10 protein-coding genes are annotated in these 11,910 nt (G+C 60.7%); 6 read left to right on the top strand and 4 right to left on the bottom strand.

Annotated elements, in window-relative coordinates:
- The first annotated feature begins 32 nt into the window (after positions 1–32).
- Entirely contained in the window at positions 33–1,082 is a 1,050-nt protein-coding gene (locus tag AC24GY_RS05830) for an MlaD family protein (protein ID WP_422321456.1), read from the top strand.
- A gap of 18 nt (positions 1,083–1,100) precedes the next feature.
- Here the strand turns inward: AC24GY_RS05830 and AC24GY_RS05825 are convergent, their stop codons facing one another.
- Positions 1,101–1,733 carry an RNA polymerase sigma factor gene (locus tag AC24GY_RS05825; RefSeq protein WP_487681090.1) on the bottom strand — a complete coding sequence of 211 codons (633 nt, stop codon included), beginning with the start codon at positions 1,731–1,733 and terminating at the stop codon, positions 1,101–1,103.
- 133 nt (positions 1,734–1,866) lie between these two features.
- Between AC24GY_RS05825 and AC24GY_RS05820 the strand changes: the two genes are divergently transcribed.
- From AC24GY_RS05820 to AC24GY_RS05810, 3 genes are all read left to right on the top strand, one after another.
- The gene (locus tag AC24GY_RS05820) at positions 1,867–3,471 is read left to right on the top strand and encodes a sensor histidine kinase (RefSeq protein ID WP_487681088.1); all 1,605 of its coding nucleotides are present in this window, start codon (positions 1,867–1,869) and stop codon (positions 3,469–3,471) included.
- 160 nt (positions 3,472–3,631) lie between these two features.
- Positions 3,632–5,311 (top strand): 30S ribosomal protein S1, encoded by a 1,680-nt coding sequence (rpsA, locus tag AC24GY_RS05815; RefSeq protein WP_422321847.1) that lies wholly within the window; start codon positions 3,632–3,634, stop codon positions 5,309–5,311.
- A 125-nt stretch (positions 5,312–5,436) separates the two neighbouring features.
- Entirely contained in the window at positions 5,437–6,300 is an 864-nt protein-coding gene (locus AC24GY_RS05810) for a serine hydrolase (RefSeq protein WP_487681086.1), read from the top strand.
- A 25-nt stretch (positions 6,301–6,325) separates the two neighbouring features.
- Here the strand turns inward: AC24GY_RS05810 and AC24GY_RS05805 are convergent, their stop codons facing one another.
- Positions 6,326–6,616 carry a hypothetical protein gene (locus tag AC24GY_RS05805; protein WP_487681084.1) on the bottom strand — a complete coding sequence of 97 codons (291 nt, stop codon included), beginning with the start codon at positions 6,614–6,616 and terminating at the stop codon, positions 6,326–6,328.
- A 219-nt stretch (positions 6,617–6,835) separates the two neighbouring features.
- Positions 6,836–8,314 (bottom strand): glycoside hydrolase family 10-like protein, encoded by a 1,479-nt coding sequence (locus AC24GY_RS05800; RefSeq protein WP_487681082.1) that lies wholly within the window; start codon positions 8,312–8,314, stop codon positions 6,836–6,838.
- A 74-nt stretch (positions 8,315–8,388) separates the two neighbouring features.
- Here AC24GY_RS05800 and AC24GY_RS05795 point away from each other — a divergent pair, with 74 nt between their 5' ends.
- Both AC24GY_RS05795 and AC24GY_RS05790 read left to right on the top strand, forming a co-directional pair.
- On the top strand, positions 8,389–9,408 hold the full coding sequence (locus tag AC24GY_RS05795) for an SMP-30/gluconolactonase/LRE family protein (protein ID WP_487681080.1): 1,020 nt from the start codon (positions 8,389–8,391) through the stop codon (positions 9,406–9,408).
- Between the two features lie 27 nt (positions 9,409–9,435).
- The gene (locus AC24GY_RS05790) at positions 9,436–10,296 is read left to right on the top strand and encodes a hypothetical protein (protein WP_487681078.1); all 861 of its coding nucleotides are present in this window, start codon (positions 9,436–9,438) and stop codon (positions 10,294–10,296) included.
- Here AC24GY_RS05790 and AC24GY_RS05785 read toward each other — a convergent pair.
- Positions 10,262–11,851, bottom strand: coding sequence for a reverse transcriptase family protein (locus AC24GY_RS05785; RefSeq protein ID WP_487681076.1), 1,590 nt, complete (start codon positions 11,849–11,851; stop codon positions 10,262–10,264). The genes AC24GY_RS05790 and AC24GY_RS05785 overlap by 35 nt on opposite strands.
- Positions 11,852–11,910 lie beyond the last annotated feature (59 nt).

Genomic DNA, 11,910 nt, shown 5'->3' with positions numbered 1-11,910 from the left:
CCGCCCTTTTTCACCCTCATTCTTCCCATCTCATGATCGACAGCGATAAAAAAACCGAAATGCTCGTCGGACTCTTTCTGTTCGTCGGACTGCTTCTGCTCGGTGGCCTCATTCTGATGTTCGGACGCGTGCGCGAAGTGTTCAAGGACACCTACCATCTGCAGGTGTCCTTTCCAAACGCCTCCGGCATCAAGGAAGGATCGCCCGTGTTCCTCGGTGGCTCGCGCGTGGGCAAGGTGGACAAAAAACCGCAGCTCAACGAAACCTTCACCGGAGTGATTCTTGATCTGGAACTCTTCAGAGACGTCATGATCCCCGCTGATGCGACCTTTGGCATCGGTTCAGCCGGTCTGATGGGAGATGCGCTGGTGGAAATCAAACCCACCGGCAAACAAACGGATGTGTTTCTGCCGCATGATTATGACAAGATCATCGAAGGTGAAAAAGGCGGCGGCCTGAACGACCTGCAGAGCCAGGCGGAGAAGGTCGGCAAAAAAGTCGATGTGGTGCTGGATGACGTGCGCGTCGCTCTCAAAGATGTCCAGTCGGCCATGGGCAAGGTGAACAAAGAGGCTCTCTCCGATGCCACGATTCTAAATTTCAAGGAGGGCATGGAACACCTCAACAACACACTCAAGCGTGTGGATGACAAGGTGCTGGGCGAGGAAAACGCACAGACCCTGAAGACCGCGCTCGCGGAGCTCAAGGACGCCGCCACCAGTTTCAAAGGCGCGGCCAAAAACATGGAGGAGTCGAGCAAAAAACTCGGCCCCATGTTTGACAAACTCGACCCCGCCATCGCCAAGGCTGACAAGCTGATGGCGACTGCCGATGAATCCCTGCAGTCGATCAAAAAGGCCGCCGACACATTTGCGGTGGTCGGTGCCAACATTTCCTCCGGTAAAGGTCTGCTGGGAGCGCTGATGCATGACCAGCGTTTGATGACCGACTTCCGTGACTTGATTTACAACTTCAAGGTCAACGGTCCGCTTTGGTACAAGGACACGGCGGAAAGACTCCGTGCCGAGGAGGCGAAAAAGCATCTCGAAGAATCTCCGCCGAAACGCGGCATTTTCCGCTGAGCCTGTGAGGGTGCCGGCTCATGCCAGCACGGCATGCAGCATGCCTTCGTCCTCGCGGCATTCGGCCAGGATCAGCGCGCGCAGGCGGCGCTTCGCACGGTGAAGAGCAGTGCGCAGTGCGCCACTCTGCGGACGTGCGGCACGGCAGCCTTTGACGATGTTTTCCTCAAGGCGGTCCCAGATTTCGCCACGACCCTGAGCGTGAAGTTCGAGGTTAAATGAATGCAGTGCGCGCTCGATCACGCCCCTGGCCCACTCACGGTCCATTTCTCCATCTGGAGACGGACGCGAATCAACCAAGTCGATGTTGCCGCCGTTTTCATCGCTCAACGAGAAGCAAACCACGCCACCTCCACGGCGCTGCCGTGTGCGGTGCTGCCAGCGCTTGATCAGGTGCGTGCGCAGGCGGGCAAAGAGGAAGGCCGCCTGCTCGCCATGATCCACGATGGCCGCGGCACGCTCGTGCTGACCCTGGGCCACGAGTTTGGCAAACAGCTCCTGCACGGCGTCTTCGGCATCGTGAACCTCGCATCCGCGTGCCCGTGCAAAGGCGCAGAGCACAGGCCAGTGGCGGCTGTAGAGCATTGAGGTGGCATTGCAAGCGGATGAATCCGTGGTGTGGCTGCTGGCGTGGTCTTCTCCAAGGTGCATGGCGGTGTGGGGTGGTTACCCATGCATTGGAGCAGCGGTGCATGACACAGGACTGCGGACGGACATTAATAGGCGTTTATCTTCGTGCGAATCCTCGCTCCCCGCATGAGAGTCTGGGTGTTCACCTCCTTGCATGAGCGCCCCGGCCAACACCCGCAGCTTCCGCATCCGCCTGGCCCTGCAGACGATGATCGTCGCAGGGACGCTAGTGGCGGGCTTTGGTGCCGCTGCTTGGTGGTATGCCAGCCAGACGCTGGAACGCAGTGTGGATGACCGCATCATCGCTCCCGCTCAGCGGGTGTGGAACCGCATCGACCCCTACACGACGGATGATCAGTTCAAACTGATCGCCGACCTCGTCTTTGGCACTTCAGCGGAGCACAATGCCACCCATGCCGTGCTGGTGGTGCAGGAACATGCGCAGGGCAAGACCCTCTTCGCCACGCCCAACGCCCCCAAAGATCTGAATGTGTACTTCCGCAGCTGCTTCCCGACGCAGGAGGAAATCGGCCGAGCACCGCCAGTCGCGCCCCCTGGCGGAGGCCCCGGCCCACCCAATGGCCGACGACGCGAACCTCCGCCACCACGCAGAGACAGGGACTTTGACGATCTGCTCGGCACGCCGGGATTTGGCAGGCCGCCACCTCCGCAGGAGCGTGGTGATCTGCCCTTCCGCCCGCAGATGCCCATGGTGCGCGAGCCGACCACTTTCACCGCGCGCTCCGGCGGCATCGACTGGCGTTTCGGGGCTTTCAGCAGCCCCACGTACACCATCTTCATCGGTCTCTCGCTCACAGATTTTTATGCCGAGATCAACCGCATGGCCTGGTGGTATGTAGGTGCGGGAGCGCTGGGCCTGGTGCTGGCCGGCTTCGGTGCGCTATGGACTTCCGGGCAGGCGATGCGGCCGCTGGAACGCGTGGTGAGCACCGCCCAGCGCCTCACGGCGAGTGATCTGGCCGAGCGCATTCCCGTGCAGCGCGATGACAACCGCGAGTTCACCCAGCTCATCGAGGTGCTCAATGGCATGATGCAGCGCCTTGAAGGCAGCTTCCAGCAGGCCGTGCGCTTCACCGCTGACGCCTCTCATGAACTGAAGACCCCGCTGGCCATCATGCTGGCGGATCTGGATGACGCGGTGCGCCACGCCGCTCCCGGCAGTGAGGAGCACGAGCGCTTTGTCTCGCTCTTTTCCGAAGCCTCGCGCCTCAAACAGATCACGCAAAGCCTGCTGCTGCTCTCCCAGGCAGATGCGGGGCGCCTGCCCACGCATCCGGAGAGCTACGACCTCAGCCTTGATCTCGAACGCCTGATCGAAGACGGGGAAATCCTCTGCGAGCAGGCCGGGCTGACACTGGAACATCACATCCAGCCCGGCATCACCGTACATGCGGACCGCGCGCTGCTGCAGCAGGTGTTTCAAAACCTGCTGAGCAACGCCATCAAATACAACCGCCCTCAAGGCCGCGTCACATTGCACCTATCAAAACAGGACACGCAGATCGTGTTCACCGTCACCAACACCGGCCCCGCCATTCCGGCTGAGAATCAGCAACGCCTCTTCGAGCGCTTCTTCCGCGGGGACAAGGCCCACACCCGGCAGACCGACGGCTTCGGCCTCGGCCTCAACATCGCCACCGAGCTTGCCCGTGCGAACGGAGCGGAGCTGCGGCTCGTCAGTTCGCGAGAGGACGAGACGGTGTTTGAGGTGCGGATGGCGGCGCCTGCCTCCTTTTAGCCTACTTTCCCCCTTGCCAAACACGGAACTTCTCCGAGAATCCCGGCCCTCTTGTCCGGAGGCCTTTTGGCTTTGCGGGACGAAAGCCCGCCGTGCGCCTCAGGAGTGGAGGTTTGCGAGCGGTTCCCTCCTAAACACTCGCAACCCGTAAAAACAGATAATGAGCGCAACAGCTACTCTCGCAGACCTGATCGCAGGTTCTTTCCGCGAGCTTTCCGAAGGATCCATCGTCAAAGGCAAGATCCTCGAAATCAAACCGCAGGTCATCCTCGTCGATATCGGCTACAAGTCCGAAGGAGCCATCCCCTCCAACGAGTTCGAAGATGAAGACATCCAGGTGGGCGATGAGGTGGAAGTCCTCCTCGAACGCCTCGAAAACGACGAAGGCATGGTCGTTCTCTCCAAGGAGAAAGCCGCCCACCGTCAGAACTGGGAAAAGATCTACAACGTCTTCAAGGACGGCGGTCTCGTCAAAGGCAAGATCAAGAGCGTCGTCAAAGGCGGCCTCATGGTCAACGTCGGCGTCGAAGCCTTCCTTCCCGGCAGCCAGATCGACATCATCCCGCCGAAGGATCTCAACGAGTACGTCGGCAAGGTGTTCGAGTTCAAGATCGTCAAGATCAACGACGAACGCAAAAACATCGTCCTTTCCCGCCGCGAAGTCATCGAGGCAGAGCGCGCCGAACAGCGCCAGAAGTTCCTCGACGGCGTCACCCCTGGCGACAAAGTCATCGGGATCGTCAAGAACATCACCGACTTCGGTGCGTTCGTGGACCTCAACGGCATGGACGGACTGCTCCACATCACGGACATGTCCTGGGGCCGCCTCAACCATCCTTCCGAAATGCTTGGCATCGGTCAGAAGATCGAAGTCCAGATTCTCGAAGTCAATCGCGAGAAGGAGCGTGTCTCCCTCGGCCTCAAGCAGCTTCAGAACAATCCTTGGGAAAACATCGAAGCCCGTTACCCCGTCGGCCAGCGCGTGCGCGGCAAGGTCACGAAGCTCGTCGCCTACGGCGCGTTTGTGGAAGTGGAAGAAGGCGTCGAAGGCCTTGTCCACGTCTCCGAACTCTCCTGGACGAAGCGCATCGCGCGTCCTTCGGACGTTCTCACCGTCGGTCAGGAAATCGAAGCTTCCGTCCTTGGCATCAACAAGGAAGAGCGCAAGATCAGCCTCGGCGTGCGTCAGCTCGACACCAATCCTTGGGACGACATTGACGCTCGTTACCCAATTGGCACTGTGATGAAGCGTGCCGTCCGCAACCTCACCGCCTACGGTGCGTTTGTGGAGCTGGAAGAAGGCATCGACGGCATGATCCACGTGTCCGACCTCAGCTGGACCCGCAAGATCAACCATCCTTCCGAGCTCCTCAAGAAGGGCCAGGAAGTGGACGCCGTGGTTCTCGGCATCGACAAGGCCAACCAGCGCATCAGCCTGGGCATGAAGCAGCTCGACACCGATCCATGGTCCATCATCGACACCCGCTTCAAGGTGGGCGACGTCGTGAAGGGCCGCGTGGCGAAGATCGCCTCCTTCGGCGCCTTCGTCGAACTGGAAGACGACATCGACGGCCTCGTGCACATCTCGCAGATCAGCGAAGACCGCATCGAGAAGGTCAAGGACAAGCTCAATGTGGGCGACGAAGTGGAAGCACGCGTCATCAAAGTGGACAAGGTGGAGCGCCGCATCGGCCTTTCCATCAAGGCCATGAACTACAGCGAAGCCGACATCCAGAAGGAAAGCCAGGCCTTCGAAGCCCTCCGCCCAAGCACCGACCTCGTCGGTCTGGAGCAGGCCTTCAAGTTCGCCACCGAAGAGTGGCGTCCAGGCGGCCAGTAATCCGCGATCTGAGACTCAACATCCAATCAACCACGAAGGGGACGCCGCAAGGCGTCCCCTTTTTCTTGACCATCTTCTGACACTTTCCCTGTGGCGGTCTGCTTCGAAGAAGGCAGTTTCCCGCAATGTCCGAGGATGTTCCTTCAGCGCTTCCAGAGACACGCCGCACCTGGTTGCAGCGTGGCCTGCTGGCATTGCCTGCGGCGCTCGTCGGCTGTGCGGCTCCCGCCACCTCGGTGCTGGGTGCCTCGGCACGCAAAACGCGTGCGCAGTGGGAGTATCACAACCGCTTTCTCGCCTCGGGCGCCCGGCTGCGCTTTCGCTCTCACAGTGCGCATGGCAGGCCTTTCACAGCGGGCATGGAGTACGTGTATCGCACGCACAAGCACGATCCGCGCATTGGCTATGCGGTGAAGAATCTGGCCACGGGCCGGTATCTTGCCGAATTTCAGGCTGACAAGCTTTTCCTGGGCGGGTCCATGCCCAAACCTGCGGTGGCGGCGCTGCTGCTGGAAAAACGCCGTGGGAATCTCACACGCGAGGAATTTCAGAACATCGTGTATGCCTGTGATCAGAGCATCAACGCCTCCTGGTACTACCTGATGGCCCGCCTCACGAAGGCCGATGAACAGTACTTTGAGCAGAAATACCATCTGCCCAATGTGGAGATCCTCAACAACTGGCAGTCACCGCGCTTTTACGCGGAGTTTTACGAGCGCTGCGTGAACTACCGCCTCGAGTATGGCTGCGAGCTGCTGCTGGAGGCGATGCGCCGCGATCAGTACGGCCTCGGCCGCTGGGTGATGCCCGCGAGCATCACCTACATCGGCGGCAAGACGGGCAACTACGGCGAATGGGATCACGAATCGCTGTTCTTTTATTATCGCAACACGCCCTATGCCATCGTGCTCTACACCCGTGGCAACTTCGCGCCTGGCAATCAGCTCGGCTGCATGATGGGCGGCCTGTTCCGTGAGTATTGCGCGTGAGCTTCACGGCTTGAGCCGGCCGGCTTCACCGTTCCTTGTCTGGCAGCACCTCCACCTCGATGTCCCGCACCACGAGTGACGAAGACGTCGTCACAGGCTTCTCGGGCTCCAGCCAGATGTCACGTTTGGTCCCGGACGAAAGCTTGCGTCGGATGGTGTAATACAAGGCCGCAACGGCGGAAATCGCCAGCCCGGCCACGGCCACCGCAGCACCGACCATGAGGACCAAAGCAATGAGCCCGGCTCCCACGATGGCAACCACTCCCAGAAGCAGCATGGCGGGCAGTCCACGGATTTCGAATGTCCTCGGTCTCATGAACATAACATGCGGCCTGTGTCCGGGATGACAACCCGCATGTGGCTCCAGAAAACGAGCAGCTTTGTAGTCTCCTTGTTCGTAGGGGACGCCACACCTTTTCAGCCTTCAGGAAAGTAGATGGGCGCAGGACGGGAGAGGGAATGCGTGAAGCTGACTTCCGTGTGCGCCGAGACATAGGCCTCCAGGCAGTGCAACACAGGCGCTGGTTTTGCCCCGTCATTTCAGCACGACTCCCGCCTCGCCCACCTCCCAGCCTAGGCCGCCAGCGCGAATGGCCACGGCGGTGGCATTGTCCGGCCATGGGGCGCTGAGCTGGTCTTTGAAATAGGTTTCCCACGTGATCCATTTGCCATTGATCTGCGCCTGCATCACCCACCAGCGCGTCGCGCTCATCCAGCGTATGTCGCTGTGCTGCCAGGCGACGGTGAGTTTGCCGCCGGGCGTGATTTTGCCAACAACGGGTGCTGGTAGCTGCGACTGACTGAGCCATGGCGATGCAGGCGGGATGGCATGCGAGGTGTAGGCACGCTCCTTCGTGTAAGTGCCGAGCTTGCCGAGGTCCTTGTGCAGGGAGCCAAAGTTCCAATGAAAGTGGCCCGGGGTCATTTTCAGGCCGCGCTCACGCAGCACACTCATCTGGTGCAAAATCTCACCCGCATTGCGGTCATCGCCGACCTTGGACGAGTTCATGCCGGGCCAGATGTGGCGGCCCTGCGTGTTCTGCTCCAGCCACCAGTCGTAGTAAGTGATGAAGCCGAGCTTGGGCCGGTCGATCGTCCAGTAGAGCTGCGGCGTGAGGTAATCCACCCAGCCCTGCTGCAGCCATTTGCGCGAGTCCGCGCCGAGGTCTTCAAAGGGATCCAACCCGCCTCCGGTGCCTTCAGGATAATTCGGCCGCCACAAACCGAAGGGGCTGATGCCAAACTTCACGTAGCGCTTCTCCGCCTTGATGCCCTCGTAGATGAGGCGCACGGTCTCATCCACATTCTGCCGCCGCCATGCCGTGAGTTCCAAGGGCCCTCCGGCAGCTTTATACCGCCCAAACGTTCCGCTGTCGGGAAACTCGATCTTCTTTTTGGCCGCATCCATGAGCGGATACGGATAAAAGTAATCGTCGATGTGGATGCCATCCAAATCGTACCGGCGCGTGACGTCCATGATCACCGCGATGGCCTGCGCGCGCACCTCGGGGATGCCGGGGTCCATCCAGGTGTCAGGGCCGTATTTCATCGTCCACTCGGGATGCTTCCGAACGATGTGACCCGCGCTGGGGACCCGCTTTTCTCCGGCCAGCGCGCGAAAGGGATTGAACCACGCATGCAGTTCCATCCCGTGCTTGTGCGCTTCCTTCACCGCAAACTCCAGCGGGTCCCACAAAGGCGAAGGTGCCACGCCCATCTGCCCCGTCAGGAAAGGCGACCACGGTTCAATCTGCGAGGGATACATGGCATCACCCGCCGGACGCACCTGGAAGATGAGGGCGTTTAATCCCACGTCCGCCGCCGACTCGATGAGGGTTTTGAGCTGCTCCTTCTGCTTCGCCACCGGCAGCCCCGGCTCGCTGGGCCAGTTGATGTTGTGCACCGTCGCCAGCCACGATCCGCGCAGCTCCCGCGCCGGCAGCGGCACGCCGGTCTGGGCACGCAGCGAGGCGGTGAGCAGCAAAGAGATCGGGAGCAGAAATTTCAAAAGCATGGGGTCTTCAAGAAAACGCTGCGTGATGGATGTGTCGCTGAATTTTTCCAATGGATGCCGTATTGATGGACCGCATGTCTTTCCGAACACTTTCCACCCTCGCCCTGGTACTCATCCTGGCCTCCTGCTCGTCCCAGCGCTCACCGGTCGTCCCCGGTGCCAAACCCAAAGATCATGGGGCCATCGGCGCGACGGAAGGCCCCGCATGGAAAGACGGCTCCCTCTACTTCACCGACGGCAAGCACATCAACCGCCTGGGCCCGGATGGCAAAACCACCGTCTTCCGCCACAACGCCTCCAACGGCCTGCTCTTCGACAAGGAAGGCCGCCTCATCGCCTGCGAGTCCGGCCTGCGCCGTGTCACCCGCACAGAGAAAGACGGCAGCATAACCGTGCTGGCGGATCGGTTTGAAGGAAAGCGCTTCAACACACCGAATGACCTCTGCATGGACTCGCAGGGTCGGATCTATTTTACGGACCCCCGATATGGACCGCGCACTGGGATGGAGATCTGGGAAACACGCGTCGGCAAATACGGTCCGGCATCGAATGCAGGATCCAACATCGAATTCGTCGAAGGCGTCTATCGCATCAACCGTCAGGCCAAATTACCGGATGGTCTTTGCGCTTTCGCTTATGAGATCCCCAACGTCGACCGCATCCATTGCGATGGAGCCGAACGCCCCAACGGCATCCTCATCTCTCCGAAGGACCACCATCTCTACATTGCCGACAACAATAACAACACCCACGGCGGTTCGCGGAAGATACTGCGCTACACCCTCGACCAAAACGGCGACGTCAAACCCGGCTCACGCAAAGTCATCTTCGACTGGAAAGACGGTCGCGGCCCCGATGGCATGAAGATGGACAGCGCAGGCCGCATTTACGTGGCCGCAGGCACCAACAAACCCACCGAATTCGAAACCACGCGCTTCAAGGCGGGCTGCTACATCCTGTCTCCTTCAGGCCGCCTGCTCGACTTCATCCCCGTCGCTCCTGATGAGTGCTGCAACTGCGCTTTCGGTGGCAAGGATGGCAAGACGCTTTTCATCACCTCCGGCAGTCATCTCTGGAGCGTGCCGCTGCGCTGAGCCGCGCCTCGTTTAACTCAAGCCCCCATGAAAACCGCCGTCTTCTTTTGGCTTCTTTCTGCCAGCTTGTTCGCGCAGGAACTGCCGGACATCCGCAGCATCCCACCAGATCTCGACGTGCCCGCATTGAGCGCAGGCCCGCCTGCCGCTGGCAAACGCGTCAAAGTGGGCCTGCATGTGCTCTACCTGCCGACCGATTGGAAACCCGGCGCAAAGATGCCCGTGATCGTCGAACTCGCCGGCAATGGCCGCTACACCAACAAGTTCGGGGATGTCAGCACCGGCCTGCCCGAAGGCAGCAATCTCGGCTACGGCCTCTCGGCCGGTCGTGGCTTCATCTGGCTCTGCTCGCCCTATCTGAATGAGAAAGGCGATGAAATCGCGATCACCTGGTGGGGCAATCCACCGGCCTATGATCCGCAGCCGACGCTGAAATACCTGCGCGAAACCGTGAAGGCCGTCTGCCAAGACTACGGCGGCGATGAATCGAAGGTCGTCCTGTGTGGCTTCTCTCGCGGTGCCATCGCCTGCAACTACCTCGGCCTCTACGACGACGAAACCGCCAGCCTGTGGTGCGGATTTCTTTCCTACAGCCACTACGACGGCGTCAAAACCTGGCCCTACCCCCATTCAGATCGCGAGTCGGCCCTGGCCCGCCTGAAACGTCTCGGCAACCGCCCCCAGTTCATCTGCGGCGAAGGATCGAATGCCCAAGAAACCGAAGCCTATCTGCGCCCGCTGCTGCCCAAGGCCGATCTGACCTTCCTGAGCACCGGCTTCCGCAATCACAACGACGCCTGGACCCTGCGCCCCAGCCCGGCGCGTGAAAAGGCCAGGGAGTGGCTGCAGCGAGTCACTTCTGGCCGCCCAGCAGATCCCAAGCCTTGAAGAGCTTTTCTCCCTGCTGCGGATTGATCATCTTCACGTAGCCGAGCATGCCGCTGACCCAGCCTGCAAAGTTGTCATGGCCGATGCGGTTCTGTGCGGGAATGCCGGTCTGCTTTGCCTGATGCAGGATCGCCCGCAAGCGGCGGCGTGTTTTGCGGTCCACATTGCAGCGGTCGTTCACCACCACGCCCGTGACACTCTGCTGCGCATTGCGGCGCTGGATGCGGGTCTTGGCTTCGTTGATCTCAAAGTGCTCGTCCTTCACGATGTTGTGCAGCCGGCTCAGGATCAGCGCGGTGGCCTTCGCCGCCTCGCCACGGGAGGAGAAGGTCAGGTCATCGGCATAGCGCGTGTAAGTCCAGCCATGCTTTGCAGCCAGGGCGGCAAAGCGCAGGTCCAGTTTCCGTGCGCACAGATTGCTCAGGGCCGGGCTGGTGCAGGCGCCTTGCGGCAGTGCGCGCAGGCCCGTGGCCACGTGAAAAGTCTGTCCATCGTAAACCACGGTACGTCGCGGGCATTCCGTGCACAGCAGCGCCAGCATCGTGGCCACCGCAGGGGAGTAACCCAGCTGCTGAAAAATGCCGCGCACTCGCGGAAAGGTGATGCTGGGAAAAAAGTCCTTCAAATCCGCATTCAAGACCACGTCCTTCCCGGTGTGGGAGCGCGCATTCGTCAGCGTCCCTCGCTCTCGTACAAAGCCGTGTGCCACGCCGCTCACCGGCACGCGTTCGAGGATGTTTTGCAAAATCCAGCGCTGGGCGCGGGCGAGATCGGTGTGCGGCGTCGAGATCTCCCGCACACCACCGCTCTTCTTCGGAATTTGAAAGCGGATGTAATGCGTGACCACCGCCACCTCGGCATGAAAGGCCAGCCAGCGCAGGCGTTTCACGGGAAGCTCCAAGGCTGCGGCGAGTTCCGCTGGCGTCGAGAGCACAGGCAGCTTCGCCTCCTGCAACTTTTCCACATGCGATCTCCGGTCCGCCAGACCGCCTGAGACACCACGCCCCAGGAAAATGATGTCCGTGGCTTTGCGGTGCGCGATGCCCGCCGCACGCTCCTCTTGGCGCTTCGCAGCCTCAGCTTTCTTTTGCCGCTTGAGCTCCGCCTTGGCCGCCTTGTCCGCCATCACCGCCGCTGTGCCCTGATTCTGCGCCCAGTCATTCCCCGGCCGCAGTTCATCCATCTTCTGGCCGATCTCGTGGATCTCCATCAGCTCCTCCGGGGTGATAAGCCCCTCGCCCACCATCGCACGATCAATCATGAGCGTGCGCGCATCCGTGACCGGTGGAATGACGCTCTGACGGCCAAAGGCAAACAGATTGCTCCACAGCGGACGGCCCATGGCCTTCGCCTGCTGCTTGGTCTCGGCACCGGAAATGCCCGCGAAGACATCCGAATCGAGCTGCGCCAGCGTCCGTCGGATGGGTGACGGAGGCGTCGCACGCGCCTGCGGCACCACGTTGTTTCGTGGACTTGAGTCAGGCCGGGAAAGAGGTGGCGGCTGGCTGGGCTGATCGCGGCCGAGGAGTCGTCTGATGAGGCTTAAGAGTCCCATGAATGTGTGCGTACCGAAGGCGATGTTTCGAAATATTTCCGGGAGGGGCGCATGCGTCA

This window comes from Prosthecobacter sp. Pr1, assembly GCF_057652315.1.
Note: the sequence above shows the minus strand (reverse complement) of the source record. Positions and strands in the feature narration are given on the sequence as shown.